The 26,806-nt window shown below is 61.2% G+C and carries 31 protein-coding genes; 11 read left to right on the top strand and 20 right to left on the bottom strand.

From position 1 onward, the window contains the following. Window positions 1–123: 123 nt before the first annotated feature. Window positions 124–582, bottom strand: a complete 459-nt coding sequence (locus tag SOP95_RS28435) for an REP-associated tyrosine transposase (protein WP_323609096.1) — start codon at window positions 580–582, stop codon at window positions 124–126. Window positions 583–780: 198 nt separating this feature from the next. After that, window positions 781–1,221, bottom strand: a complete 441-nt coding sequence (locus tag SOP95_RS28430) for a GlcG/HbpS family heme-binding protein (RefSeq protein ID WP_077184045.1) — start codon at window positions 1,219–1,221, stop codon at window positions 781–783. Window positions 1,222–1,488: 267 nt separating this feature from the next. Here SOP95_RS28430 and gcl point away from each other — a divergent pair, with 267 nt between their 5' ends. The 8 genes from gcl to SOP95_RS28390 all read left to right on the top strand — a co-directional run bounded on the left by gcl (window position 1,489) and on the right by SOP95_RS28390 (window position 11,021). Next, window positions 1,489–3,264 carry a glyoxylate carboligase gene (gene gcl, locus SOP95_RS28425; protein ID WP_046819365.1) on the top strand — a complete coding sequence of 592 codons (1,776 nt, stop codon included), beginning with the start codon at window positions 1,489–1,491 and terminating at the stop codon, window positions 3,262–3,264. A 135-nt stretch (window positions 3,265–3,399) separates the two neighbouring features. Further along, on the top strand, window positions 3,400–4,182 hold the full coding sequence (gene hyi / locus SOP95_RS28420) for a hydroxypyruvate isomerase (protein ID WP_323609095.1): 783 nt from the start codon (window positions 3,400–3,402) through the stop codon (window positions 4,180–4,182). A 147-nt stretch (window positions 4,183–4,329) separates the two neighbouring features. After that, window positions 4,330–5,223: a 2-hydroxy-3-oxopropionate reductase gene (locus SOP95_RS28415; protein ID WP_274074887.1), complete on the top strand. Its 894-nt coding sequence runs from the start codon at window positions 4,330–4,332 to the stop codon at window positions 5,221–5,223. A gap of 145 nt (window positions 5,224–5,368) precedes the next feature. Continuing rightward, the gene (locus tag SOP95_RS28410; protein WP_323609094.1) at window positions 5,369–6,649 is read left to right on the top strand and encodes a glycerate kinase type-2 family protein; all 1,281 of its coding nucleotides are present in this window, start codon (window positions 5,369–5,371) and stop codon (window positions 6,647–6,649) included. Beyond that, window positions 6,639–8,054 carry a pyruvate kinase gene (gene pyk / locus SOP95_RS28405; RefSeq protein WP_323609093.1) on the top strand — a complete coding sequence of 472 codons (1,416 nt, stop codon included), beginning with the start codon at window positions 6,639–6,641 and terminating at the stop codon, window positions 8,052–8,054. The genes SOP95_RS28410 and pyk overlap by 11 nt, the downstream gene beginning before the upstream one ends. Window positions 8,055–8,161: 107 nt before the next feature. Then, entirely contained in the window at window positions 8,162–9,076 is a 915-nt protein-coding gene (locus SOP95_RS28400; RefSeq protein ID WP_323609092.1) for an urea transporter, read from the top strand. A gap of 21 nt (window positions 9,077–9,097) precedes the next feature. After that, the gene (locus tag SOP95_RS28395) at window positions 9,098–9,922 is read left to right on the top strand and encodes an ion transporter (RefSeq protein WP_323609091.1); all 825 of its coding nucleotides are present in this window, start codon (window positions 9,098–9,100) and stop codon (window positions 9,920–9,922) included. 103 nt (window positions 9,923–10,025) lie between these two features. After that, the gene (locus tag SOP95_RS28390) at window positions 10,026–11,021 is read left to right on the top strand and encodes a sulfate ABC transporter substrate-binding protein (RefSeq protein ID WP_323609090.1); all 996 of its coding nucleotides are present in this window, start codon (window positions 10,026–10,028) and stop codon (window positions 11,019–11,021) included. Window positions 11,022–11,123: 102 nt separating this feature from the next. On the opposite strand, the gene SOP95_RS28385 is transcribed toward SOP95_RS28390, so the two are convergent. After that, window positions 11,124–11,567, bottom strand: coding sequence for a hypothetical protein (locus tag SOP95_RS28385; RefSeq protein ID WP_323609089.1), 444 nt, complete (start codon window positions 11,565–11,567; stop codon window positions 11,124–11,126). Window positions 11,568–11,775: 208 nt separating this feature from the next. Between SOP95_RS28385 and SOP95_RS28380 the strand changes: the two genes are divergently transcribed. Continuing rightward, window positions 11,776–12,981 carry an MFS transporter gene (locus SOP95_RS28380; RefSeq protein ID WP_274074880.1) on the top strand — a complete coding sequence of 402 codons (1,206 nt, stop codon included), beginning with the start codon at window positions 11,776–11,778 and terminating at the stop codon, window positions 12,979–12,981. Window positions 12,982–13,034: 53 nt separating this feature from the next. On the opposite strand, the gene SOP95_RS28375 is transcribed toward SOP95_RS28380, so the two are convergent. The 13 genes from SOP95_RS28375 to ccmA all read right to left on the bottom strand — a co-directional run bounded on the left by SOP95_RS28375 (window position 13,035) and on the right by ccmA (window position 22,172). Then, on the bottom strand, window positions 13,035–13,439 hold the full coding sequence (locus SOP95_RS28375; RefSeq protein ID WP_323609088.1) for a type II toxin-antitoxin system HicB family antitoxin: 405 nt from the start codon (window positions 13,437–13,439) through the stop codon (window positions 13,035–13,037). After that, window positions 13,439–13,651 (bottom strand): type II toxin-antitoxin system HicA family toxin, encoded by a 213-nt coding sequence (locus tag SOP95_RS28370; RefSeq protein WP_323609087.1) that lies wholly within the window; start codon window positions 13,649–13,651, stop codon window positions 13,439–13,441. Before SOP95_RS28370 ends, SOP95_RS28375 begins: the two co-directional genes overlap by 1 nt. 274 nt (window positions 13,652–13,925) lie before the next feature. After that, window positions 13,926–14,492, bottom strand: coding sequence for a phosphonate metabolism protein/1,5-bisphosphokinase (PRPP-forming) PhnN (gene phnN / locus SOP95_RS28365; protein WP_323609086.1), 567 nt, complete (start codon window positions 14,490–14,492; stop codon window positions 13,926–13,928). Between the two features lie 279 nt (window positions 14,493–14,771). Then, the gene (locus SOP95_RS28360) at window positions 14,772–15,179 is read right to left on the bottom strand and encodes a hypothetical protein (RefSeq protein WP_323609085.1); all 408 of its coding nucleotides are present in this window, start codon (window positions 15,177–15,179) and stop codon (window positions 14,772–14,774) included. A gap of 28 nt (window positions 15,180–15,207) precedes the next feature. Next, complete coding sequence (ccmI, locus tag SOP95_RS28355; protein ID WP_274074877.1) at window positions 15,208–16,410, bottom strand: c-type cytochrome biogenesis protein CcmI; 1,203 nt, start codon at window positions 16,408–16,410, stop codon at window positions 15,208–15,210. Next, window positions 16,407–16,877, bottom strand: a complete 471-nt coding sequence (locus SOP95_RS28350) for a cytochrome c-type biogenesis protein (RefSeq protein WP_274074876.1) — start codon at window positions 16,875–16,877, stop codon at window positions 16,407–16,409. The genes ccmI and SOP95_RS28350 overlap by 4 nt, the downstream gene beginning before the upstream one ends. Then, entirely contained in the window at window positions 16,874–17,410 is a 537-nt protein-coding gene (locus tag SOP95_RS28345) for a DsbE family thiol:disulfide interchange protein (protein WP_274074875.1), read from the bottom strand. The genes SOP95_RS28350 and SOP95_RS28345 overlap by 4 nt, the downstream gene beginning before the upstream one ends. Further along, the gene (locus tag SOP95_RS28340) at window positions 17,407–19,395 is read right to left on the bottom strand and encodes a heme lyase CcmF/NrfE family subunit (RefSeq protein ID WP_274074874.1); all 1,989 of its coding nucleotides are present in this window, start codon (window positions 19,393–19,395) and stop codon (window positions 17,407–17,409) included. Before SOP95_RS28340 ends, SOP95_RS28345 begins: the two co-directional genes overlap by 4 nt. A gap of 3 nt (window positions 19,396–19,398) precedes the next feature. Further along, a complete protein-coding gene (ccmE, locus tag SOP95_RS28335; RefSeq protein ID WP_274074873.1) occupies window positions 19,399–19,854 on the bottom strand; it encodes a cytochrome c maturation protein CcmE in 456 nt (151 codons plus the stop codon). Continuing rightward, window positions 19,851–20,027 carry a heme exporter protein CcmD gene (gene ccmD / locus SOP95_RS28330; protein WP_008055370.1) on the bottom strand — a complete coding sequence of 59 codons (177 nt, stop codon included), beginning with the start codon at window positions 20,025–20,027 and terminating at the stop codon, window positions 19,851–19,853. Before ccmD ends, ccmE begins: the two co-directional genes overlap by 4 nt. Further along, window positions 20,024–20,779 (bottom strand): heme ABC transporter permease, encoded by a 756-nt coding sequence (locus tag SOP95_RS28325; protein ID WP_274074872.1) that lies wholly within the window; start codon window positions 20,777–20,779, stop codon window positions 20,024–20,026. Before SOP95_RS28325 ends, ccmD begins: the two co-directional genes overlap by 4 nt. A 92-nt stretch (window positions 20,780–20,871) precedes the next feature. Then, window positions 20,872–21,540 (bottom strand): heme exporter protein CcmB, encoded by a 669-nt coding sequence (ccmB, locus tag SOP95_RS28320; RefSeq protein ID WP_007980754.1) that lies wholly within the window; start codon window positions 21,538–21,540, stop codon window positions 20,872–20,874. Next, on the bottom strand, window positions 21,537–22,172 hold the full coding sequence (gene ccmA, locus SOP95_RS28315; RefSeq protein ID WP_323609084.1) for a cytochrome c biogenesis heme-transporting ATPase CcmA: 636 nt from the start codon (window positions 22,170–22,172) through the stop codon (window positions 21,537–21,539). Before ccmA ends, ccmB begins: the two co-directional genes overlap by 4 nt. Window positions 22,173–22,370: 198 nt before the next feature. Between ccmA and fliK the strand changes: the two genes are divergently transcribed. Beyond that, complete coding sequence (fliK, locus tag SOP95_RS28310) at window positions 22,371–23,939, top strand: flagellar hook-length control protein FliK (protein ID WP_323609083.1); 1,569 nt, start codon at window positions 22,371–22,373, stop codon at window positions 23,937–23,939. After that, entirely contained in the window at window positions 23,936–24,265 is a 330-nt protein-coding gene (locus SOP95_RS28305; protein ID WP_323609082.1) for an EscU/YscU/HrcU family type III secretion system export apparatus switch protein, read from the top strand. The genes fliK and SOP95_RS28305 overlap by 4 nt, the downstream gene beginning before the upstream one ends. Before the next feature lie 59 nt (window positions 24,266–24,324). Here SOP95_RS28305 and SOP95_RS28300 read toward each other — a convergent pair whose 3' ends face one another. The 4 genes from SOP95_RS28300 to SOP95_RS28285 all read right to left on the bottom strand — a co-directional run bounded on the left by SOP95_RS28300 (window position 24,325) and on the right by SOP95_RS28285 (window position 26,799). Beyond that, entirely contained in the window at window positions 24,325–24,594 is a 270-nt protein-coding gene (locus SOP95_RS28300) for a hypothetical protein (protein ID WP_323609080.1), read from the bottom strand. 381 nt (window positions 24,595–24,975) lie between these two features. After that, window positions 24,976–25,371, bottom strand: coding sequence for a DUF2802 domain-containing protein (locus SOP95_RS28295; RefSeq protein WP_274074867.1), 396 nt, complete (start codon window positions 25,369–25,371; stop codon window positions 24,976–24,978). Next, window positions 25,372–25,857, bottom strand: a complete 486-nt coding sequence (locus tag SOP95_RS28290; RefSeq protein ID WP_007946765.1) for a chemotaxis protein CheW — start codon at window positions 25,855–25,857, stop codon at window positions 25,372–25,374. It lies immediately after the preceding gene. Between the two features lie 42 nt (window positions 25,858–25,899). After that, on the bottom strand, window positions 25,900–26,799 hold the full coding sequence (locus SOP95_RS28285; RefSeq protein WP_323609079.1) for a CheW domain-containing protein: 900 nt from the start codon (window positions 26,797–26,799) through the stop codon (window positions 25,900–25,902). Between the last annotated feature and the right edge of the window lie 7 nt (window positions 26,800–26,806).

Here is a 26,806-nt window from a genome sequence, read left to right as displayed (position 1 = left end):
GCTCCCACAGTTGATCTCTGACGCTCAGCTAAACCCCTGCTGGCTCCCACAGTTGATCTCTGACACTCAGGTAAACCCCTGTGGGAGCCAGCCTGCTGGCGATGGGGACAACTCCGTTTTGGATCAAACCCAGATAGCATCCCACAACGGATAGTCGCCAAGCTTCTCTACCAGTCCAGCCCGCAGCGGGTTAGCTACTACATATCGAGCCATTTTCACTAAATCCTCCTCCCGCCGCAGCGCCCGATCATGAAACCCTCTCTGCCAGAGACAGGTGGTTCGACCGGTAGACTGCTTCACTGCCTTGGTGGTCAAGGATTTAGTCCTTTGCACCAGTCCACCCAACGACCCCTGCCGCAATTCGATCAACCAATGAAAGTGATCGGGCATGACAACCCAGGCCAGTGAATTGGCAAAGCCTTGATCCTGAGCGCAGCGAAATTGATTAACCACCCCTCTCCCCAAGAAGAAGTCTTTGAATATCGGTTCTCGGTCGCGAGTGTTGATAGTCAACAGGTAAATGCGGCTGGATTCGGCATATCGGCCGATACGCAAGCGATTTGAAGCGGGTAGATCAGGCATTCCTTTGCCCCTTGCATGATGAATTCATGAGCAAGGCTAGTCCTGATATTCCCAATGCGCGGGGCAGACAGTTAGCTGGATGTGTCTGTAAGTCAGTCATCGCCAGCAGGCTGGCTCCCACAGTTTGATCTCTGACACTCAGATAATCCCCTGTGGGAGCCAGCCTGCTGGCGATGGCGTCATCTCAAATGCAAAAGATCAAGCCACCACCCCAGCATCCGCCCTCAACCCCAGCGCCTCGATCGCATTGATTGCACACTGCTCATCAACATCCGACAGATCCCCGCTGATCCCCACCGCCCCCAGCACGTTCCCGTCCTGATCCCGCACCAGCACACCACCCGGTGCGGGCACGACGCTGCCCTGCCCCAGGCTATTCAATGCCGCGATGAACGCCGGGCGTTGCTGGGCGTCCAGTGCCAGCAGGCGTGAGCCTTTGCCCAGCGCGATGGCGCCCCAGGCTTTGCCGATGGCGACGTGCGGGCGCAGCAGGCTGGCGCCGTCTTCGCGTTGCAGGGTGATCAGGTGCCCGCCGGCATCCAGTACCGCGATGGTCAGTGGCGCCGCGGAGATGGCCCGCCCTGCGCTGATGGCTTCGTTGACCAGGTTGACTGCGACTTTCAAGGTTAAAGCGCTCATGGTGCCGTCCTCATTTTGTTTTTGGAAAGGCGGTGGACTGCTTCGATGTGCCGCAGTCCGATGCAACAAATAGAACACAATGAATTATTTTTTTGTATACAATAATTCTCGAAAAGCGCCACATGCGACGAAAAGCCACAGTAGAGCGGGCTTCCGACGAATGAAACAACCGCTTGAGAAAATGGATTGACCTGCGCCGTCCGCCGTGAATACACTCTGCGCAAAGCCACTTGTATACAATTACAAAACGTAAAGAGGCACAAAACCATGAGCAAAATGAGAGCAATCGAAGCCGCCGTTCTGGTGATGCGCCGTGAAGGGGTTGATACCGCTTTTGGCATCCCCGGTGCCGCCATCAACCCGCTGTACTCCGCCCTGCAAAAGGTCGGCGGCATCGATCACGTACTCGCTCGCCACGTTGAAGGCGCCTCGCACATGGCCGAGGGCTACACCCGCACCAAGGCCGGCAACATCGGCGTGTGCATCGGCACTTCCGGCCCCGCCGGTACCGACATGGTCACCGGGCTCTACAGCGCCTCGGCCGACTCGATTCCAATCCTCTGCATTACCGGCCAGGCACCCCGCGCCCGTATGCACAAGGAAGACTTCCAGGCTGTCGATATCACCAGCATCGTCAAGCCAGTGACCAAGTGGGCGACCACTGTTCTCGAACCGGGCCAGGTGCCTTACGCGTTCCAGAAAGCTTTCTTCGAGATGCGCTCCGGCCGCCCAGGCCCGGTGCTGATCGACCTGCCGTTCGACGTGCAGATGGCCGAAATCGAGTTCGACATCGATGCTTACCAGCCGCTGCCTCTGGCCAAGCCGACCGCTACCCGCGTTCAAGTCGAGAAGGCTCTGGCCCTGCTCGATCAGGCTGAGCGTCCACTGCTGGTAGCCGGTGGCGGCATCATCAATGCCGACGCCAGCGATCTGCTGGTTGAATTCGCCGAGCTGACAGGTATCCCGGTCATCCCGACCCTGATGGGCTGGGGCACCATCCCGGACGATCACCCGCTGATGGTCGGCATGGTCGGCTTGCAGACGTCGCACCGCTACGGCAACGCCACCATGTTGAAATCCGACGTGGTGCTGGGCATCGGTAACCGTTGGGCCAACCGTCACACCGGTTCGGTGGATGTGTACACAGAAGGCCGCAAGTTCATTCACGTCGACATCGAAGGCACTCAGATCGGCCGCGTGTTCACCCCGGACCTGGGCATCGTCTCCGACGCCGCCGCCGCGCTGACCGTTTTCATCGAAGTCGCTCGCGAATGGCAAGCCGCCGGCAAGCTGAAAAACCGCAGCGCCTGGCTGCAAGACTGCCAACAGCGCAAGGCCAGCCTGCAGCGCAAGACCCACTTCGACAACGTGCCGGTCAAGCCGCAGCGCGTCTATGAAGAAATGAACCAGGTGTTCGGCAAGGACACCTGCTACGTCAGCACCATCGGTCTGTCGCAGATTGCCGGCGCGCAGTTCCTGCACGTTTACAAGCCGCGTCACTGGATCAACTGCGGCCAGGCAGGCCCTCTGGGCTGGACCATTCCAGCGGCGCTGGGCGTGGTCAAGGCTGATCCGAACCGTAAAGTCGTGGCCCTGTCGGGGGACTATGACTTCCAGTTCATGATCGAGGAATTGGCGGTGGGCGCGCAGTTCAAGCTGCCGTACATCCATGTGGTGGTGAACAACTCGTACCTGGGCCTGATCCGTCAGGCGCAGCGCGGTTTCGACATGGATTACTGCGTACAGCTGTCGTTCGACAACCTGAACGCGCCGGAGCTCAACGGTTACGGTGTCGACCACGTCGCGGTTGCCGAAGGCCTGGGTTGCAAGGCGCTGCGTGTGTTCGAACCGGCTCAGATCCAGCCTGCCCTGCGCAAGGCCCAGGAGCTGATCGAAGAGTTCAAGGTGCCGGTGATCGTCGAGATTATCCTGGAGCGCGTGACCAACATTTCCATGGGCACCGAGATCAACGCCGTCAACGAATTCGAAGACCTGGCGCTGGTCGGCAACGATGCGCCGACGGCGATTTCGTTGCTCGATTAATAGCTGACCGCTCTCCCTGTGGGAGCGAGCCTGCTCGCGATGAGGCCGGCACATTCAACATTGATGTTGACTGTCCCTCCATCGCCAGCAGGCTGGCTCCCACAGGGGTTCTGCACACATTTACGGGAGACCACCATGCCGCGTTTCGCAGCCAACCTGTCCATGCTGTTCACCGAACAGGACTTTCTCGCCCGTTTCGAAGCGGCCGCCAAGGCCGGCTTCAGTGGTGTCGAGTACCTGTTCCCCTACGACTTCAGCTCCGCCGAAATCAAGGCCAAGCTCGACGCCAACGGTCTGACCCAAGTGCTGTTCAACCTGCCGGCCGGCGACTGGGCCAAGGGTGAGCGCGGTATCGCCTGCCTGCCGGACCGCGTTGAAGAGTTCCGCGCCGGTGTCGACCTGGCGATTGCCTACGCACAAGTGCTGGGCAACACCCAGATCAACTGCCTGGCCGGTATCCGCCCACAAGGCGTCGACGATGCCACCGTGGAAAAAACCTTTGTCGCCAACCTCAAGTACGCGGCCGACAAGCTGCAAGCGGCAGGCATCAAACTGGTGATGGAAGCGATCAACACCCGCGACATCCCGGGTTTCTACCTGAACAACACGGCGCAAGCCCTGTCGATTCGCGAGCAGGTCGGCAGCGCCAACCTGTTCCTGCAATACGACATCTACCACATGCAAATCATGGAAGGCGACCTGGCTCGCACCCTGCAATCGCACCTGGGCGAGATCAACCATGTGCAGCTCGCGGACAACCCGGGGCGTAACGAACCGGGCACCGGCGAAATCAACTACCGCTTCCTGTTCGAACACCTGGACCGCATCGGGTACCAGGGTTGGGTCGGTTGCGAATACAAGCCGCTGACCACCACGGAAGCGGGCCTGGGCTGGTTGAAAACCCATAACGCAATCTGACACAGATCCCTTGTAGGAGCTGGCTTGCCAGCGAAGGCGCCCTTGGGCCTTGCGCTAGTCATCCAGCAGCCTTCGCCGGCAAGCCGGCTCCTACAAAAGCAGTTCCCAATTTGTTTGAAGCAGCAACAAAAACAAGAGGATTTTCTCATGGCTAAAATCGGATTTATCGGCACCGGCATCATGGGCCACCCAATGGCGGCGAACCTGCAAAAAGCCGGTCACAGCCTGTTCCTGTCCGCGCATCACGACGCCGCCCCCGCCGACCTGGTCGCCGCCGGCGCCGTCGCCCTGGCGAACCCGAAAGAAGTCGCCCAGGAAGCCGAATTCATCATCGTCATGGTCCCGGATACCCCGCAGGTCGATGACGTGCTGTTCCGTGCCGACGGCGTGGCTGCAGGGATCGGCAAAGGCAAGGTGGTAATCGACATGAGCTCGATCTCGCCGACCGCCACCAAGGCCTTCGCCGCCAAGATCAATGAAAAAGGCGCCCAGTACCTCGACGCGCCAGTGTCCGGCGGTGAAGTCGGCGCCAAGGCCGCGACCCTGAGCATCATGGTCGGTGGCGATGCCGATGCCTTCGAACGCGCGCTGCCGCTGTTCCAGGCCATGGGCAAGAACATCACCCTGGTCGGTGGCAACGGCGACGGTCAGACCGCCAAAGTGGCGAACCAGATCATCGTTGCGCTGAACATCCAGGCGGTGGCCGAAGCCCTGCTGTTCGCGGCCAAGAACGGTGCCGATCCAGCCAAGGTGCGTGAAGCGCTGATGGGCGGTTTCGCTTCGTCGAAGATCCTCGAAGTGCACGGCGAGCGCATGATCAAGGGCACCTTCGATCCGGGCTTCCGCATCAGCCTGCACCAGAAGGACCTGAACCTGGCCCTGCAAGGCGCCAAGGAACTGAACATCAACCTGCCGAATACCGCCAACGCCCAGCAAGTGTTCAGCACCTGCGCGGCCATCGGTGGCAGCAACTGGGACCACTCGGCGCTGATCAAGGGCCTGGAACACATGGCGAATTTCTCGATTCGCGACAAGAACTAAGCCCTGCATGAACTTGTGGGAGCCAGCCTGCTGGCGATGAAATCAACACGGTGTGTCTGATAGACCCCGGCGCCTGAATCGCCAGCAGGCTGGCTCCCACAAGGATCCGCTCCAATCCCAATAACAAGAATTCCGGGAGCCCGCCATGTCGGTCGATCCGCAACAATTCCTGCGCGAGCTGTTCGCCACAGCTATCGACGCGGCCCATCCGCAGCAAGTCCTCGAAGCCCATCTGCCTGCCGACCGTAGCGGTCGGGTGATCGTCATTGGCGCCGGCAAAGCCGCGGCCGCCATGGCCCAGGTGGTCGAGCGCTGCTGGCAGGGTGAAGTGTCCGGTCTGGTGGTGACACGTTACGGTCACGGCGCTCCGTGCGAAAAAATCGAAGTGGTCGAAGCCGCTCACCCGGTTCCGGACGCAGCCGGCCAAGCGGTGGCCAAGCGTGTATTCGAACTGGTCAGCAACCTGACTGAAACCGACCGCGTCATCTTCCTGCTGTCGGGCGGTGGTTCGGCGTTGCTCGCCCTGCCCGCTGCCGGCATCACCCTGGCCGACAAGCAAGCGATCAACAAAGCCCTGCTCAAATCCGGCGCCACCATTGGCGAGATGAACTGCGTGCGCAAGCACCTCTCGGCGATCAAGGGCGGCCGCCTCGGCAAGGCCTGCTGGCCAGCCACTGTCTATACCTATGCGATTTCCGATGTGCCGGGCGACCTCGCCACGGTCATCGCCTCCGGCCCCACCGTGGCCGACCCGAGCACCTCGGCCGAAGCGCTGGCGATCCTCAAGCGTTACAACATCGACGTGCCGGCCTCCGTGCGCAACTGGCTGCAAAGCGCTGAATCGGAAACGGTCAAACCCGGCGATCCGAGCCTGGCCCGCAGCCACTTCCAGCTGATCGCCCGTCCCCAGCAATCCCTGGAAGCCGCGGCGGTCAAATGCCGTCAAGCCGGTTACAGCCCGTTGATCCTGGGTGACCTGGAGGGTGAGTCCCGGGAAGTGGCGAAAGTCCACGCCGGTATCGCCCGGCAGATTGTCCAGCACGGTCAACCGCTGGCCGCGCCCTGCGTGATTCTCTCTGGCGGCGAAACCACGGTCACCGTTCGCGGCAACGGCCGTGGCGGGCGCAACGCCGAGTTCCTGCTGAGCCTGACCGACAGCCTCAAGGGCTTGCCCGGTGTCTATGCGCTGGTCGGCGACACCGACGGCATCGACGGTTCCGAAGACAACGCCGGGGCCATCATGACCCCAGACAGTCATGCCCGCGCCGCCGCCCTCGGCTTGAGCGCCAGCGACGAGTTGGACAACAACAATGGCTACGGCTATTTCGCGGCGCTGGACGCGCTGATCGTCACCGAGCCGACCCGCACCAACGTCAACGACTTCCGCGCCATTCTGATCCTTGAGAGCCCAAAACATGACGCCTGATAAAAAGGTCAAGATCCTCGCCACCCTCGGCCCTGCCACCGACGGGATCGAAGACATTCGTGAACTGGTGCAGGCCGGTGTGAACATCTTTCGCCTGAACTTCAGCCACGGCGATCACGCCGACCACGCCAAGCGCTATCAGTGGATCCGTGAAGTGGAGCGCCAGCTGAATTATCCGTTGGGCATCCTGATGGACCTGCAAGGTCCGAAACTGCGGGTCGGCAAATTTGCCGAGGGCAAGGTACAACTGTTTCGCGGCCAGGCCTTGCGTCTGGACCTCGATACCACGCCGGGCGATGAACGCCGGGTCAACCTGCCGCACCCGGAAATCATCGCGGCGCTGGAGCCAGGCATGGACCTGCTGCTGGACGACGGCAAGCTGCGCCTGCGGGTGGTCACCAAGTACGCCGACGCCATCGACACCACCGTGCTCAACGGCGGCGAACTGTCGGACCGCAAGGGCGTGAACGTGCCGCAAGCGGTGCTCGACCTGAGCCCGCTGACCGCCAAGGATCGCCGCGACCTGAGCTTCGGCCTGGAACTGGGGGTGGACTGGGTGGCGCTGTCGTTCGTCCAGCGTCCGGAGGACATCATCGAAGCCCGCGCGCTGATCGGCGACAAGGCGTTCCTGATGGCCAAGATCGAGAAGCCGTCGGCAGTCACGCAATTGCGCGAAATCGCCGAATTGAGCGACGCGATCATGGTCGCCCGCGGTGACCTGGGCGTGGAAGTGCCGGCCGAAAGCGTGCCGCAGATCCAGAAGAACATCATCAGCACCTGCCGCGAGCTGGGCAAGCCGGTGGTGGTGGCGACGCAGATGCTCGAATCGATGCGCTTCTCCCCGGCGCCAACCCGCGCGGAAGTCACCGATGTCGCCAATGCGGTGGCCGAAGGGGCCGACGCGGTGATGCTGTCGGCGGAAACCGCGTCCGGCGAGTACCCGCTGGAAGCCGTGCAGATGATGAGCAAGATCATCCGCCAGGTGGAAAACGGCCCGGACTATCAAAACCAGCTGGACGTCAGCCGACCGAAAGCCGAAGCGACGGTCAACGATGCGATCAGCTGCGCGATTCGCCGTATCAGCAATGTGTTGCCGGTGGCGGTGCTGGTCAACTACAGCGAATCAGGCACCTCGAGCCTGCGCGCTGCCCGTGAACGGCCGACGGTGCCAATCCTCAACCTGACGCCGAACCTGCAAACCGCTCGTCGCCTGACCGTGGCGTGGGGCGTGCACTCGGTGGTCAACGATCGCCTGCGCCAGGTGGACGAAGTGTGCTCGACGGCCCTGGAAATTGCCCAGGCCCAGGGCATGGCGCAGCGTGGCGATACGTTATTGATCACGGCGGGTGTGCCGTTTGGGCAGCCGGGGTCGACTAACTCCTTGCGTATCGAGACGTTGATCTAGAGCGCCCATACCGGCCTCATCGCCAGCAGGCTGGCTCCCACATTGGGTGTGGGAGCCAGCCTGCTGGCGATGTAGGCGACTCGGTCCCTTTGACTCACAGAATTAAAATGCCTGCCAACCACTTCAACACCCACTGCCCCGACTGGGCCGAAGCCTTGCTCAACGGCTTCAGCCAGATATTCCTCCAACGCAATCCGCTGTGCGGCTTGCTGATCCTGTCGGCCATCCTGTTCACCGCCCCGGCCCTGCTCGGCGGAGCGTTGCTCGGCGGTGTCGCCGGATTGCTCACCGCGCAACGTCGCAACTATGCCAAGGCTGATCGTCAGGCCGGGCTGTTCAGCTACAACGGCGTGTTGCTCGGCCTGCTGCTGAGCCTGTACTTCCCCTGGTCGGCGATGATGCCACCGCTGATTCTGGCCGCCGGCGGCCTGAGTGCGATGATCACTCAACAATGGCTCAAACGCGTGCGGTTCAGCCAATACCTCCCCGCGTACACCACGCCATTCGTCGTGTTGAGCTGGGTACTGTTGTGTTTCGCCACGCCCTCGACCGAGGCGCATTTGATCGAGGTCAGCACACTGAACATGCTCGCCGCCCCGCTCAAGGGCCTCGGTCAGGTGATGTTCCTCGGTCATCCGCTGGCCGGGGCAATGATTGCCGCCGGTTTGCTGATCGCCGATCGTCGCGCCTTCTGCTGGGCGTTGCTGGCGTCTGTTGCGGGCATGGGCTGGAGCCTGCTGAACCACGACTTCTACACCGCACTGCTGGGCCTGGGTGGCTATAACGCCGTGCTCGCCGCCCTCGCCTTCAGCACGCAGCGCCAGCAGCCGTGGCTGCCACTGCTCGGTATCGCCGCAGCGCTGCTGCTGACGCCGATGTTTTCCGCTATCGGCCTGCCCACGCTGACTGCGCCATTCATCCTCGCCGGCTGGCTGATCCGTACGGCGGCTCAAGTGCTCGGCAAAGCGCGGGGCGCCAGTGCGTCTTGCGCTCCTGGGGAGAATCAACCTAGGCTGCGCTGATCATTGAGTCAGGCGTTATCCATGGACAGCAGCAAAAACTGGCGTGAAGACCTCTACGTCATGATTTTCCAGAGCGACACCAAGGCGGGTCGGCGCTTCGACGGCATTCTGCTGTTGATCATCCTCGCCAGCCTGGTGATCGTGATGCTCGACAGCATCGACACCGTTCACCGCAACTACGCCGACGTGCTGGCGTATATCGAGTGGGGTTTCACCGTCATTTTCGCCATCGAATATGGCCTGCGCCTGTACTGTTCGCCCAAGCCCCTGCGCTACGCCTTCAGCTTTTACGGCCTGGTGGATCTGCTGGCGATCGTACCCGGCATCCTCGCGCTGTATTACGCCGATGCGCAGTACCTGTTGATTATCCGGATCATCCGGATGCTGCGGATTTTCCGCGTGCTCAAGTTGAGCCCTTACCTGAAGCAAGCCAACTACCTGATGTCCGCCCTGCGCGGCAGCAAGCAGAAAATCGTCGTGTTCCTGGTGAGTGTCTGCACCCTGGTGACGGTGTTCGGCACCTTGATGTACGTGATCGAAGGCCCGGAACACGGCTTCACCAGCATTCCCAAGGGCATCTATTGGGCGATCGTGACGCTGACCACCGTGGGCTTTGGCGACATCGTGCCGAAGACGCCTTTGGGCCAGGTGATTTCCTCGCTGGTGATGATCACCGGTTACTCGATCATCGCCGTGCCGACCGGTATTTTCACCGCCGAACTGGCCAATGCCATGCGTGGCGAACAGTTGCAAACTGACTGCCCGGTGTGCAAGAAAAACAGCCATGAACACGGCGCCGCGTTCTGCTCTCGCTGCGGCAATGCCTTGTTCAAGAAAACAGAATAAGCAAAGAGCTTTTTAATCTTTAAACGACTATGCGAGCCCGGCTATAGTCGCTGGCAAATTGCCTGTTTTTTATAAAAACATCTTCTCGAACAAGGAATTCGCAGTGAAAAAACTCTTTGGCGCCTCCCTTCTGGCCGCTGGCCTGGCACTGTCCAGCATGGCACACGCCGCACCGACCCTGCTCAACGTTTCCTACGACGTGATGCGCGATTTCTACAAGGACTACAACACTGCGTTCCAGAAACACTGGCAAGCCGAACACAACGAAAACATCACCCTGCAGATGTCCTTCGGTGGCTCCAGCAAACAGGCGCGTTCGGTCATCGATGGCCTGCCCGCTGACGTGATCACCATGAATATGGCCACCGACATCAACGCCCTGGCCGATAACGGCAAACTGGTCCCGGACAACTGGGTAACCCGCCTGCCGAACAACAGCGCGCCGTTCACCTCGGCCACCGTATTCATCGTCCGCAAAGGCAACCCGAAAGCCCTGAAGGACTGGCCCGACCTGCTCAAGGACGGCGTGCAGGTCATCGTGCCAAACCCGAAAACCTCGGGTAACGGCCGCTACACCTACCTGTCGGCCTGGGGCTATGTACTGAAAAACGGCGGCGACGAGAACAAGGCCAAGGACTTCGTCGGCAAGCTGTTCAAGCAAGCGCCGGTGCTCGATACCGGTGGCCGCGCCGCCACGACGACCTTCATGACCAACCAGATCGGCGACGTGCTGGTGACCTTCGAAAACGAAGCGGAAATGATCGCCCGTGAGTTTGGCCGCGATCAGTTCGAAGTGGTCTACCCAAGCGTCTCCGCCGAAGCCGAGCCACCGGTGTCGGTGGTCGACAAAACCGTCGACAAGAAAGGCACCCGCGCCGCCGCCGAGGAATACCTGAAGTACCTGTGGTCGCCTGAAGGCCAGGAAATCGCTGCCGCCAACTACCTGCGTCCACGTGACCCGGCCGTACTGGCCAAGTACACCGACCGCTTCCCGAAAGTGGACTTCCTGTCGGTGGAGAAAACCTTCGGTGACTGGCGCACCGTGCAGAAAACCCACTTCAATGATGGTGGGGTTTTCGACCAGATTTACGCCCAGTAACCACAATCCCCTGTAGGAGCTGCCGCAGGCTGCGATCTTTTGATCTTGAAAAATAAAAGTCAAAAGATCGCAGCCTGCGGCAGCTCCTACAGGGGTGTGGCGCTAGCTCAGGTTGCCGCAGAAAATAGCCTGGTGACCATCGGCCGGGCTTTCACGCACGACCAGGGCATAACCGCCCGCTCGCAGCGTTTCCACGGCGACCGGCGCACTCTTCCAGAAATACTGGTGCGACGCCTGCGAATAGAACCGCGCATTCGGACCGTCGTTCATGTCATAGGCCGGTTTCGCACCCAGGCTCGCGCAGCTTCCCGAATAGATATAGGCCTCCAGACGGCCCGGCAAAGCACTTCCCATGCTTTCGCCACTGACCGCGAACCAGAACACCGTTGCTTTACCGTCGGACATCATGATGGGCCGGGCGATGTTCCCGGCATTGATGGAAGTAGCGTTCAGGGGAACGGTGGTGACCTGGCTGTCAGGTACTGTCGAGCACCCGAAGATCGACCCAACCGCTACCACCAACGCTAGCGAAGATACGATTTTCATCGTGATACTCCCGCTTTGTAAGGACACGTTGAAGTGATCCCCCTGTAGATTCTAGCTGTCAGGGCAAAGCGGGTGTTTCTTCGGATGGTCGGTCAACCGCTGGCAATCATTACGCCATGGCATGATTACTATCAGTCCAAACTCTCTTCCACCGTTGCGGTCAAGCCTTTAGCCTGCGCGCATTCCCTTCTGTTCAACGAGACACGTTATGACCCCAGCGACTCAGGTGCCCCACGGCACCGCGACAATGACCCGAGGCATGGTGCTGCTGTTCGCCTTCTGCTGCGGTGCGATCGTCGCCAACATCTACTATGCGCAGCCAATCATTGGGCTGATCGCACCGGACATCGGCCTGACCAGCACCATGGCCAGCCTGATCGTGTCGCTGACCCAGATCGGCTATGCCCTGGGCCTGTTTTTCCTCGTACCCCTGGGTGACCTGCTGGAAAACCGCCGGCTGATGATCATCACCACCCTGGTGGCGATTGCCAGCCTGCTGGGCGCGGCGTTCACCGATCAGCCGAACGTGTTTTTGCTGATTTCGCTGCTGGTGGGTTTCAGCTCGGTGTCGGTGCAGATCCTGATTCCACTGGCCGCGCACCTCGCGCCGGAAGAATCTCGCGGCCGCGTGGTCGGCGGGATCATGGGTGGCTTGTTGCTGGGGATTTTGCTGGCGCGACCGGTGTCCAGCGTGGTGGCCGATCATTTCGGTTGGCGGGCAATGTTTGTCATTGCCGCGCTATTGATGGCCGCGATCAGCATCGTGCTGGCGCTGACCATCCCCAAGCGCCAGCCTGACCACAGCGCGTCCTATGGCCAGTTGCTGGGTTCGCTCTGGACGCTGCTGCGCCAACAACCGGTGTTGCGCCAACGGGCGTTTTACCAAGGCTGCATGTTCGCCACCTTCAGCCTGTTCTGGACCGCCGTGCCGCTGGAACTGGCGCGCAATCATGGCCTGTCGCAAAGCCAGATCGCGATTTTTGCCCTGGTCGGCGCCATCGGCGCCATTGCCGCGCCTATCGCCGGACGCCTGGCCGACGCCGGGCATACCCGCAGTGCGTCATTGCTGGCCCTGCTGTTCGCCAGCCTGAGCTTTCTGCCCGCCTTCATCCACCCGGCCTACAGCGTGATCGGCCTGGCAGTGACCGGCGTGGTCCTGGACTTCTGCGTGCAAATGAACATGGTCCTCGGTCAACGCGCGGTCTATGCCCTGGACGCCAAGAGCCGCAGCCGCCTGAATGCCTTGTACATGACCAGCATCTTCATCGGCGGCGCGTTTGGCTCATCCGTGGCCAGTGCGGTGTATGAGCACGGTGGCTGGTTGTGGATCGTGATCGTGGGCAGTGCGTTTCCCCTGGTGGCGTTGTTGCGGTTCCTCAGTGTTTCACAGAAGGCTTCGCTGGCGACGGCATAACGACTCATGCGCCAGGCGGGCAAGTCGGTTTGCCCGCCAAGGCGATGTAACTGTCAATTACGAACCAGCTTCTCCATCGCCGCATCCGCCAAGAACGACGAACGGCTTTTGACATTGTGCTCGCGCACATAACGGTCAATGCGCTGGATCACATAGCCGGGCAACGTCACGTTGACCTTCTCGGTCTTGCCCAGGTATGGCGAGATGTCCAGCTCCAGCATGCCCCAGCCCATGTCGGCGAACTCAGGATTGCTGCGATGCAGCGTCGCCGAAGTCGGCATCGGAACCGATTCGCCATCCGCCGCCAGCTCTTGCAGCATGATGTGGGCAATTTCGACAGCGGCGTTGTAGGCCTCTTCAAAGCTATCCCCGGCGGTTACCGCACCTGGAATATCGGGGATCTGGATACCGATGGCGGTGTTCTCATCGCCCCATTCGATACAGATTGGATATTGCATTATGGATCTCCTGCGTAACTGGCTGGCGGGCAGAACAGCCCGGCTCGCCTCCTGATGCTCTTGACCGTCCCGAGCGGCAGATCCTTTTTCGGATGGGGGACGGGAATGGTGTACGGGTTGTAACGGTGGGTGAAGATGTGATGACTGCCAGTAACCCGGTCCAGGGTCCAACCCGCCTCCATCAACTCCTTGATCAATAGCCTGCTCTGCACCACCAGCCTCCTTGCTTCGGCTCGATAAAAATAACCCTAGAGTTATATTTACTCAAGCACAAAAATCCAAGGTGCGACGTTTGGTTGTGTTGCGGAGTGTGATGACAGACGGATGGGTTCCCACCGGAAACTGGCCAGCGCCAATGCGCGCGCTGGGGGAATATGTGCAGGGGTTGTTACGCAGGGAGAGCTGAGGAGATCCAGGACCAGCTCAAAGGATCGCAGGTTTTGCCAGCGCCTGCTTTGACCGGAGCGTGGTTGTCACGCATCCCGGTCAGGCGCATGCGCCGGGCTCGTCGAGGCAGGCCAATAGTCGCTCGACGGTGCGCTCCAGTGACCCGGAGTTGTCGAGCACGTGCACTGATGGATCATCGGCCAGCAGGCGCTCACTGAAACGGGCATTGCGCGCCAGGCGCTGGTCGATCTCGGCCACGGACTCACGACCCCGCGCCAGCAAGCGCTGGCGCAACACAGCCTCGTCCACAGTCAGCAACACCGCCACCACGTTCGGATAATGCTCGCGAGTATCGTGCAGGTGCCCCCGCGAGCCGTTCACCAGCACGTCCTGCCCGGCAGCCAGCCAGTCGTCGACTTCACGTGGAATGCCATAGGTCAGGCCATTGGCGTGCCAGCTCAGGGCAAACGCGCCCTGGGCCTCCATCTCTATGAACTGCTCCGGACTGACGCCCAACGCCGCTTCGCCAACGGCTTCCGCCGATCGCGTAATGACCCGCCGCACGATACGGCAGCCTCGCTCGGCCAAACGTGTTCGCGCGGCATCGAGCAGGCTGTCCTTGCCCGAGCCCGAAGGCCCGATGAGATAGATCAATCTACCTGACATCCAATCACCCTCTTCGCTAGTCGCCCTACTTGCTGGACCACCGGTTAGTTTTCTTGTCGCGATCAGAGAGCCCGGTGGCCATGAAGCACTCACGGTACCTGGATCCCTGCACGATCTGGCGCTGGCCCGGCGAGTGGTCCATCACCATTGAACGGGTGTGCCGCCAATAGTGTGGCCGGGCTTAATCCTTGAGCTGCCGCAGGCTGCGATCTTTTGACTTTGCTTGCAAGAACAGATTCAGCCCCACAAATAAGGCGACCCCGAAGGTCGCCTTTTGCGTTACTGCCCGAACTGCCGTCCCAAACCACCCGGCACGCCCTGGATGTCCGTCTCTTCCCACGGCCCGTTGGGGCTGATCGAGCGGCTCCAGCCGTTATCCCAACGGTAATAGGTGCGCTGGCGATAGAACGTGTTCGGTTGACCGTCGAGCACGTACACACCCAGTTTCGGATCCCAATGACTGTTACCCCCCGGTGGCGGCGCAAAGCTCGCGGAGGTGCGCGGCAACGGCTTGGCCGGTTTGGCCGGCGTGGTCGGCTTGCTCGGCACCGTCGTCGGCGCCGGCTTGGTACTCGGCTGCGACGGCGGGATCGGTGGCGGGGTCGTCTGCTCGGGTGGCCGTTGGACCGCACAAGCGCTCAGCCCCAAAACAACGCTGAGCAGGGTGATACGAGCAATGGCGGTCATGGTGGCGTTTCCTGTTATTTATCCGGGCTTATTTATCCGGGCTGTCGATGGTCAGTTGTTGCGGCGCGGTGGTGCTGCTGGCCAGGGGCTGGCTGCGACCGATCCACTCGCCTGCCGTCGGTTGGCCGGCACGGGAGATGCGCGCAACCAGTTGGACTTCAGGGAAGTTCGACAGTTTCAACTGCGGCATCATTGCATCGCCATCGCCCAGTTCCACGGTGGCCGGCAGGTCAGCCACGGTCAGGCGCTTGGCCGCCAACGGCGCCGGTGGGCCCGAGGTGGCGCGGGCGAAGATGAACACGCTGTCGCCCGGCTGCACCTTGGTTTTCAAGTCGGGCGCCAGGTCCACCCGGACCTTGAGCAGCGCTGCCGGCTTGGCCGTTGGCGCCTCGGCCACTTTGCCACCGCTGGCCACCAGTTTCTCGCTGGCGCGGGCAATACCGCCCTGCAGCGCGACACGGGATTGATCCTCCGGCGGCAGTTGTTCCAGCAGGCGATTCCAGTAATCGATCGCTTCCTGGTAACGCTGGCCTTCGAAGGCGGCGATGCCCAGCAGGCCAAGGCTGGTGACTTCCTTCGGATCGGCTTTCAGCGCTTCGTCGGTCAGGGCCTGGACCTTGTCCGACCACTTTTTGCCATCGGCGAAGTACTGGGCCTGCGCCCATTGCCCAAGCAGTTCAGGCTGACGCCCGGCGAGATTGACGGTGCGCTCGAAGACCTTCGCCGCGTCACCCGGACGATCCTGGGTCATGTAGGTGCGACCGAGGAAGTACAGGGCTTCGGCGGAATCCGGCTGCGCCGCGACTGCGCGCTCCAGACGTTGGGTCATCTCTTCCATCGACTGCGGCGCCTGGGAGAATTCCCGGGTCAGCTCGACCTTGTCGCTGGCACCGAAATGCAGGTACAGGCCCAGGCCCAGCACCGGGACCAGAATCGCTGCCAGCAACGGCGCCGGTTTGCCCAGGCGCGACACCCGCGGCGCGGCAACGCCCTCGGTGTCGGCGAGCAATTCACGGGCGGCTTCGGCGCGACCGGCGTCCATTTGCGCGGCATCGAGAACGCCCTCCGCCTGCTGAACCTGCAACTCAGCCACGCGCTCCTGATACAGCGCCACGTTCAGGGCAGTACGATCCTCTTCGAGCTGGGCGCGACGACTACGCAGAACGGGGATCAGCAGAAAACTCAGGGCCACCAGAAGGAGCAGACCTGCAGCGAGCCAGAAATCAATCATTCTTGGTTTTTATCCAACAGTTGGTCGAGGCGCTCGCGCTCCTCGGCAGAAAGCGAGCCCGGCGTCTCGGCGCGTTGCGCGCGACGACGACGGACGATCACCGCGATGACCACGAAACCACCCAGCAACAGGCCGGCGGGACCGAACCAGAGCAGCGCGGTCTTGGCGTTCAGGGCCGGTTTGTAGCGGACGAAATCACCGTAGCGATCGACCATGAAGTCGATGATCTGCTGGTTGTCCTTGCCCTCGCCCAACATGCGGAAAATCTCTTTGCGCAGGTCGGCGGCGATCGGCGCATTGGAGTCGGCGATGTCCTGGTTCTGGCACTTGGGGCAACGCAACTCCTTGGTCAATTCGCGAAAACGCTCGCGATCACCTTCCTTGGCGAACTCGTAGGTGTCGATGGCGGCGTGGGCTACGCCGGCCAGGCTCAAACCCAATACCACGGCGGCTAAAAAGCGTTTCATGGCTTGGCCTCATCAACCAGCGCCTGATACTTGGCCGCCAGTTTTTCGCGCCAGACCTGCTCGTCGATCACGCCGACGAACTTGTCGCGGATGATGCCCTTGGCGTCGATGAAGAAGGTTTCCGGGGCGCCGTACACGCCGAGGTTCAGGCCCAGGGTGCCGGCATCGTCGCGGATGTCCAGTTGATACGGGTTGTGGAACTCCGTCAGCCACTTCAAGGCATCGGCGTTGACGTCCTTGTAGTTGATGCCGTAGATCACCACGCCCTTCTCGGCCAGTTTGTTCAACACCGGGTGCTCGACCCGGCAGGAAATGCACCAGGTGCCCCAGACGTTGACCAGTGCCGGCTTGCCGAGGATGTCGGCGCGGGTCAGGGTCTTGTCGCCCTGCACCGCTGGCAGGGAAAACTCCGGGAACGGTTTGCCGATCATCGCCGAGGGCAACTCGGCCGGGTCGAGGTACAGACCGCGATACAGGAAAACCGCCACCACCAGAAAAATCGCCAGTGGTAACAGCATCAACCAACGTCTCATGCAGTAGCTCCCGTCATGCCCAGCGCTTCACGCACACGGGCTTTCACCTTGACCCGATAACGCCGGTCCATCGCTGCCAGCAACCCGCCCAGCCCGGTGAGCAAGCCACCGAACCAGATCCAGCGCACGAACGGCTTGACGTGTACGCGCACCGCCCAGGCGCCATCCCCCAGGGGCTCGCCCAGGGCGACGTAGAGGTCACGGGTGAAACCGGCGTCGATCCCGGCTTCAGTCATCACCGAGTTCTGTACCGTGTAGAGGCGTTTTTCCGGGTGAAGCACGCTGACTTCCTTGCCGTCCCTGATCACCCGTACGGTGCCCTTGTCGGAGGTGAAGTTCGGGCCTTCGAAATGTTTGGCGCCTTCGAACACGAACTGGTAACCGCCCAGGGCCATGGATTCCCCCGGTGCCAGGCGCAGGTCGCGCTCGGCACTGTTCTGGCTCGACAACACCACGCCGAGGGCGCAGACGGCGATGCCCAGGTGGGCAACCTGCATGCCCCAGTAGCTGCGGGTCAGGGTCGGCAGGCCTTTGATCAGGCCTTTGTGGCGAGTCTTGTCGACAATGTCACGCGCACCGGCCAGCAACACCCAGGCCGCGAGCATGAAGGTCGCCAGCACCGCCCAGTTGAAATCGCCGTAGGCGACGCCCGCCACCACCGCCAGCGCGGCGCTGCCGAGCAGTACCGGGGTGAGCATGCCCAGCAGCCATTTCACCGGGGTGTCTTTCCAGCGCACGATCACGCCGACCGCCATCACCAGCATCAACAAGGCCATTAATGGAATAAACAGCGCGTTGAAGTACGGCGGGCCGACCGACAGTTTGGCACCGGTCATGGCATCCAGGATCAACGGATACAAGGTGCCCAGCAGTATCATCGAAGCCGCCACCACCAGCACCAGGTTGTTGCCCAGCAACAGGGTTTCCCGGGACCAGAGGTTGAAGCCGACCTGGCTCTTGACCACCGGTGCACGCAAGGCGAACAGCGTCAGCGAACCGCCGACCACGAACAGCAGGAAGATCAGGATGAACACGCCGCGCTCGGGGTCCGAGGCAAAGGCATGCACCGAGGTCAGCACGCCGGAACGCACGAGGAAGGTGCCCAGCAGGCTCAACGAAAAGGCGGCAATGGCCAGCAACACGGTCCAGCTCTTGAACACGCCACGTTTTTCCGTGACCGCCAACGAGTGAATCAGCGCGGTGCCCACCAGCCATGGCATGAACGAGGCGTTTTCCACCGGGTCCCAGAACCACCAGCCGCCCCAGCCGAGTTCGTAGTAGGCCCACCACGAGCCCAGGGTGATGCCGATGCCGAGGAAGGCCCAGGCGACGATGGTCCATGGACGCGACCAACGCGCCCACGCGGCATCCAGCCGACCGCCCATCAACGCGGCGATGGCGAAGGCGAACGCCACCGAGAAACCGACGTAACCCATGTACAGCATCGGTGGGTGAACGATCAGGCCGATATCCTGCAGCAACGGATTGAGGTCGGCGCCATCGCTGGGGATTTGCGGCAGGATGCGCTTGAACGGGTTAGAGGTGAGGATCAGGAACAGCAGGAAACCGGTGCTGATCATGCCCATCACCGCCAGCACCCGCGCCAGCATCACCTGCGGCAGCTGCCGGGAGAACACCGACACGGCAAACGTCCAGGCGCCGAGGATCAACGCCCAGAGCAGTAACGAACCTTCGTGCGCGCCCCACACGGCGCTGAACTTGTAGTACCAGGGCAAGGCGCTGTTGGAGTTGCTGGCGACATAGGCGACGGAGAAATCGTCTGCCATGAACGCGTAGGTCAGGCAACCGAAGGCGAACAGCAGGAACGCGAACTGGCCCCATGCGGCCGGTTGGGCCAGGCTCATCCACAGGCGATCACCGCGCCAGGCACCGACCAATGGCACCACGGCCTGGACCAGGGCGAAACACAGCGCCAGAATCATGGCCAGGTGGCCCAACTCAGGAATAAAGATGCCGGAAGTCATGGATCAACCCTCCTTAGCGGGCGTTGGAGCGGATTGACCACTGTCTTTCAACGCCTTGGTCACTTCCGGCGGCATGTACTTTTCATCGTGCTTGGCCAGCACTTCATCGGCCACCACCACGCCGTCGGCATTGAGCTTGCCCAGGGCGACGATGCCCTGCCCTTCGCGGAACAGGTCAGGGAGGATGCCGCGATAAGCGATGGTCACGGATTTGTTGAAGTCGGTAACGACGAACTTCACGTCCAGCGAGTCGCCGGAGCGCTGCAGGGAACCCGCTTCGACCATGCCGCCGGCGCGGATGCGCGTGTCCTTTGGGGCTTCGCCATTGGCGATCTGGGTCGGTGTATAAAACAGGTTGATGTTCTGCTGCAGGGCGCTCAGGGCCAGGCCCACCGCGGCGCCGACCCCGACCAGGATCGCCAGAATAATGATGAGACGCTTTTTACGCAGCGGATTCACTTGCCGTTCTCCCGGCGCAGACGACGCGCCTCTTGTTGCAGATACCGCTTGCGGGCCAGGATCGGCGCCGCCACGTTGAGGGCCAGCACCGCCAGGCAGATGCCGTAGGCCGACCATACATACAGGCCGTGATGGCCCATGGCGAGGAAATCGCCGAATGAAGCAAAACTCATCGAGCGACCTCCAGGCTGTTTTCCACTTCGGCCTTGACCCAGCTGGCCCGGGCTTCGCGCTTGAGCACTTCAAGGCGCATGCGCAGCAGTAACACCGCACCGAAGAAACAGTAGAAACCCAGCGCCGTCAGCAGCAAGGGCAGCCACATCTCGGCGGGCATCGCCGGTTTTTCCGTGAGGGTAAAGGTTGCGCCCTGGTGCAGGGTGTTCCACCACTCCACCGAGTACTTGATGATCGGGATATTGATCACGCCGACAATCGCCAGCACCGCGCAAGCCTTGGCCGCGCTGTCACGATTGCTGATGGCGTTGCCCAGCGCAATAAGACCGAAGTACAGGAAAAGCAGGATCAGCATGGACGTAAGGCGTGCATCCCAGACCCACCACGAGCCCCAGGTCGGCTTGCCCCAGATCGCCCCGGTGACCAGCGCCACGGCGGTCATCCAGGCTCCGATGGGCGCTGCGCTTTGCAGGGCGACGTCGGCCAGTTTCATTTTCCACACCAGCCCGACGATGCCGCACACCGCCAGCATCACGTAGATGGACTGGGCCAACATGGCGGCCGGGACGTGGATATAGATGATGCGAAAGCTGTTGCCCTGCTGGTAGTCCGGCGGCGCGAAGGCCAGGCCCCAGACCACGCCAATGCCGATCAGCAGCAACGCCGCGACGCTCAGCCATGGCAGCATTTTGCCGCTGATGCCGTAAAACCATTTGGGCGAGCCGAGCTTGTGAAACCACGTCCAGTTCATACTTTGTTTCCGTCACGGTTGCTCTTTACTGTGAAGAGCCAGGGCCTGCCTTTCTTCAAAAGAAGTGATCAAAAAATGATCAGGCCTCATTATTATTCGCCGACGCTGATCTTCAGGCCAGCAGCTATTGCAAAAGGTGTCAGGGTTATCGCCAGGGCGGTCAGGCTACCAAGCCACAAGAGATAACCGGTCGCCGGCATGCCCTGCAAGGCCGCCTGCAAGGCGCCACTGCCAAGGATCAACACCGGGATGTACAACGGCAGGATCAGCAACGCCAACAACAGGCCACCGCGCTTCAAACCGACCGTCAAGGCCGCGCCCACCGCACCGAGCAGGCTCAGCACCGGTGTACCCAGCAATAAGGAAAGCAGCAACACCGGCAGACAGGCGGCAGGCAAACCGAGCATCAACGCCAGCAAGGGCGCGAGCAAAACCAGTGCCAGGCCGGAAAACGCCCAGTGTGCCAGTACCTTGGCCAAAACCAGAAGAGCCAGGGGGTGCGGCGAAAGGACCCACTGTTCAAGCGATCCGTCTTCGAAATCACTGCGGAAGAGCCCGTCCAGCGAGAGCAGGACCGATAAAAGGGCCGCCACCCAGACGAGTCCCGGCGACAAGGTTTGCAACAATTGAGACTCGGGTCCGACCGCCAGCGGGAACAGCGAAACGACGATGGCAAAGAACACCAGCGGATTGGCCAGTTCGGCGGGACGGCGGAACAGCAGACGGGCCTCACGGGCGACCAACAGGCCGAAAACACTCATACGGCCCAGTTCCCCAGATCAATATCGCGATAGCTCGCCGGCATCCGGCTCAGCGTGTGGTGAGTGGTCAGCACCACCATGCCGCCGCGCTCGCAGTGCGCAGCCAGGTGTTCTTCGAGTTGCGCCACGCCTTGCTTGTCGAGGGCGGTGAACGGCTCATCGAGGATCCACAGCGGCGGGCTGTCCAGATAGAGCCGCGCCAGGGCCACTCGGCGCTGTTGACCGGCGGACAGGGTGTGGCAAGGCACGTCCTCGAAACCCCGCAGTCCGACAGCCGCCAGGGCCTGCCAGATCGCCTCATGGGACGCCGGTTGATGCAGGGCGCAAAGCCAGCTCAGGTTCTCTTGCGGGGTCAGCAAGTCCTTGATGCCGGCGGCATGACCGATCCACAACAGATTGCGCGCAAGCTCGGTGCGTTGCTCGCTCAGCGGTTGACCGTTGAGCAGCACTTGACCGGCAGTCGGGTGCATCAGGCCGGACAACAGGCGCAACAGGCTGGTCTTGCCACTGCCATTGGGGCCACTGATCTGTACCATTTCGCCACTGGCCATTCTCAAATCGAGATTTTCGAAGAGCAGCCGAAGGTCTCGCTCACAGGCAAGGGCAACGGTTTGCAGGACTGGACTGGTCAAGGGTTCACGGGCCTTATACGGTTCAAGTCGGCGCTGGCGCAGCCGTTAAAGAGATGCAGAATAAAGGTATTGGCGCCCCGAACGAGAGAGCTGCGTCAATTAACTGCGAAATTTAGCGCAATCTGTATACAACGGAGCGGCATTATACATGCCATTTCCTACTCTCAAGCGTGCAATTTCCCAAGGTTGTGACCGCGTATGACAGGCGAAATGAACATCCTCCCGCTACCGCAGGCCGCCCCGGCGACCGCACGCCCGCAGGCGGTCAACGGCGAGCTGCTCAAGCTGCTGACGCCTATGGAGGGCCTGATCAGCGCCGGCCAGACCGCCAAGGCCGAAGTGCTGTCGCTCAAGCAGGCGGACCAGGCGTTTCAATTGCTGCTCAAGCTCACCCTCGAAAGCGGCCGGCAGACCACGCTCCAGGCCCTCAGCAACCAACCCTTGGCCCAAGGCACCAGCGTCGCAGTCACCCAACCTTCGGCGGGCAATCTGGCGGTCACCGTACAGCAAGCTCTCGCCGCCAGCGTCGCCACCCTCACCCGCCTCGACACGGCGCAAATGCCGGTCGGCACCTTGGTGCAGGGTAAGGTGCTGACTTCTCAGGTGCTGCCACAAGTGCCGGGGCAACCCGCGGTGTTTCGCTCGATGGTCAGTCTGCTCAACACCGCGCTGAGCGGCAGCACGCTGAGCATCGACAGCGCGCAGCCGTTGCGCATCGGCACCTTGCTCAGCGCCCAGGTGCAAGACGCCCAGACCTTGAAGTTCGTGCCCTTGAGCAGCCGCCAGGAACAATTGGCCGTGACCCAGCAACTGCTCAGCCAGCAAAGCCGCCAGGGCTCGCTGGACGGCTTGCTCAAACTGCTGCAAAACCTGCCGGCCTCGGACCAGACCTCCGGCGACCTGCGCGCGGCCGTGGACCGATTGCTTGCGGGCCTGCCCGACCTGCAGCAATTGAGCAGCGCCAAAGGCCTGGCCCAGGCGCTGGCCAGCAGCGGCGCATTCCTCGAAGCAAAACTGCTGGGCGGGCAGAACCTGGCGCCGGACATGAAAGGCGACCTGCTCAAACTGATCGGCCAATTGTCCTCCGCGCTTCCAGCCGGCACCCACCTCAGCGCGATCATCGCCGGCAACACCCTGGCCCAGGCCATGCCGAGTTTTGTACGCAATGCCTTGGGCATGCTCGGCCAGGTCAACGCAAAGCCGTCGCCGAGCGGGTTTCCGTTGCCTGAACGGCTATTGCAAGGCGCCGAAGGCGAAGACGATCTGGAACACCTGCTGCGCCTGGCCGCCGCAGCGGTTTCCCGCCTGCAAAGTCACCAGCTGTCCAGCCTGGAGCAGACCGGCGTCACCCCGGACGGACGGCTGATGAGTACCTGGCAATTGGAGATCCCGATGCGCAACCTGCAGGACATCGTGCCGTTGCAGATCAAGTTCCAACGCGAGGAGGCCCACGAAAGAGAACAACCCAAGGAACGCCCCGAAGAACGCGCGCCCAAACAACAACTCTGGCGCATCGAACTGGCGTTCGACATGGAACCGCTCGGCCCGTTGCAGGTTCAGGCACAGCTGATCCAGGGCAGCCTCAGCAGCCAGTTGTGGGCCGAACGCGCCTACACCGCCAGCCTGATCGAAAGCAACCTGGCGGCCCTGCGCCAACGCATGCTGGCGGCAGGCCTGAACGTCGGCGATCTCGACTGCCACCTCGGCAAACCGCCCCAAGGTCCACAAACCCGCCTCGAACAACGCTGGGTCGACGAAAACGCATGAAAAACCCCAACGCCCCACGCCAGGCCATCGCCCTCAAATACGACGGCACCCACGCCCCGACCCTCACCGCCAAGGGCGACGAAGAACTGGCCGAAGAAATCCTGCGCATCGCCCGCGACTGTGAAGTGCCGATCTATGAGAACTCCGAACTGGTGAGCCTGCTGGCGCGGATGGAGTTGGGGGACAGTATTCCGCAGGAGCTTTATCTGACGATTGCCGAGATTATTGCGTTTGCGTGGAATTTGAAGGGGAAGTTTCCGGAGGGGCAGGATCTGGATGCAGTGAGAGTGGAACGCGATATATCTGAGCGGGGAGATGATTATTGAAATGCTGACTGCCCTCACTTGGAGAGCAGCCGGCACAACGATTTATGGTAATACCTGAATCAGGCATCGTTCCCACGGTCTTCCAGTCGAATATCACCCGCGGTTACTTTACCGTCATTCCACCGGACTAGAACAAAAGAAATACGCAAACCTACAAGGGGTAACAGATGTTCCATGCCCTTGAAGTCACTTCCGCGAAGGTCGTATAGATTATTATCAAGTGCGGATCGGACCGTTCCTTTCGCCGCTGGCGTTATGACTGGCCAACCTGGATGCTCCAATTCAAAAGACGCAATGATTCCGGTATGACGATTTTGCTGCTGTTCCATGCGACAACTCCTTGAAATCGAAATTTCACACATTAGTGATCACGCCTGCCAAGCAGGATCGAATTCAAATTAGAGTTTTCGACACAACGACACAACTGTTAAAAGTACCAGGATTCACGTTTCAAGAGCGCTGTTTTAAGCCCGAACTAACAAGCTGACATAGCTATTGAAGTATTTTGGCCTTTCAAAAAATCATATATTACGGTGATCTTTAGATTGTCTTCGCTGGCAAGCCAGCTCCTACAGGGGGATGCGTTTACCTAAACTCCCGATAAAAACGAAAAAATCGCAGCCTTCGGCAGCTCCTACAGGTGAATGTAAGCCCCTGTAGGAGCTGCCGAAGGCTGCGATCTTTTGCTTGAGGCTTGCCGCTAGAAGCTGCTAGCTGCTCTTGTGCAACTTGCTCATCAACTCCGCCTCGGCCTTGGTCAGGCCGCAGGACTGGGTCAGTTCGTCGACGCTGGCGCCCATCCCGACCAGTTTCGCCGCCTGTTCAAACGACAGGCTCGCCGGATCGCGCTGTTCCAGACGGGCCAGTCTGTCCGGCAAGGGCGCGACGAGCGCGCGAAGTTCATGCAGGTCTTCGCCCATGCTCACGTTGCCGTTCTGGTAATTATCGACGCGCCGGCCCAGGTCCTTGATGCGCTGGTCACGCTGCGCATCGCCCTGGGCCTGTTGTGCCGCGATCAGCTTCTGACCGCGCACGTAAGACAGAAACATTGCCAGCGTGCCTGCCCATAACAGGAACAGGACAATGACCGCTACCTCGAGGATCAATCAGATATTCTCCAGATCCGACCATTCTTCTTCGCTCATCATCTTGTCCAGTTCGACCAGGATCAGCAGTTCGTTGTTCTTGTTGCACACGCCTTGAATGAACTTGGCGGACTCTTCGTTACCGACGTTCGGTGCCGTCTCGATTTCCGACTGACGCAGGTAGACCACTTCGGCCACGCTGTCGACCATGATCCCGACCACCTGCTTGTCGGCTTCGATGATGACGATGCGGGTGTTGTCGCTGATTTCGGCGTTCATCAGGCCGAAGCGCTGGCGGGTGTCGATCACGGTGACCACGTTGCCGCGCAGGTTGATGATGCCCAGCACGTAGCTCGGGGCGCCCGGTACGGGGGCTATTTCGGTGTAGCGCAGGACTTCCTGGACGCGCATCACGTTGATGCCGTAGGTTTCATTGTCCAGCTTGAAGGTAACCCATTGCAGGATCGGATCTTCGGAACCCTTTGCCGCCGTTGCCTTGTCATTCATACCCTGATCCCCTCAAGAAACCGCCCTGGCGGTGTTGTTCTGTTATGTAGTTTTGTGGGTCGGCTTGCTGCCGCCCATGTGCCTGGCCCCACCGCTGGCGATCAACTCGGCCAGTTCGGATACATCGAGCAAGGCACACATGTGCTCTATCACCGTGCCCGCCAGCCATGGCCGTTGGCCACGGTGGCTGCGCCATTTGATTTCATTCGGGTCCAGGCGCAACGAGCGACTGACCTGATGCACCGCCAGCCCCCACTCGTAGCCCTGGACGGAGATCACGTATTGCAAGCCCTGCTTGAAGTCCTCGCGGTAGCGATCGGGCATGACCCAACGGGCCGTGTCCAGGACCTTGAGGTTGCCTGCCTGGCTCGGCAGGATGCCGAGGAACCAGTCCGGCTGGCCGAACAACGACGTCAGCTCATGGCCGGCCAGTGGATAGATCGAGCCCAGGCACACCAGCGGCACCGCCAGGGTCAGCCCGGCGACATCGAACAACAGGCATTCGAAGGGTTCGGCCGCCCAGGCCGGACGACCGTCGGTTTCTGCCGGTGGCGGCGTGCTGGCGGGTGGCAGATGCACTTCGACGACTGGAGGCACCAGGGCTTGATGCACTTCGACGGGCGGCGGTACCAGGGCTTGCAGCAAGGGCGCGATGGTCGATACTGGCGTCAGGACCGGTGGCGACGCTTCGATCACGGCCACAGCGGGCTTCGCCACAGCTACCACAGGCGCAACGTCCGGGGCGGCGCCCTTCTGTGCATCCCGGGCCTGCTCTTCGAGCACTGCGGCCTGGAATTCGTCGAGCGCAGACTCGGCTTCGATCACTTCGGACGGTGCGTCGGTGTCCGCCGAGAGTTCCTCGGTGACTTCTTGCAGCAGGCTGTCCAGATACGACTGCAGCGCCAGTTGCGGGCGCGATGTGATCTTTACCGGCCGATTCACTGACACC

Source organism: Pseudomonas sp. YuFO8, from assembly GCF_035065025.1.
Taxonomy (GTDB): Bacteria; Pseudomonadota; Gammaproteobacteria; order Pseudomonadales; family Pseudomonadaceae; genus Aquipseudomonas; species Aquipseudomonas putida_AE.
The sequence above is the reverse complement of the archived record's forward strand: the minus strand, read 5'-3'. Positions and strand labels throughout refer to the sequence as shown.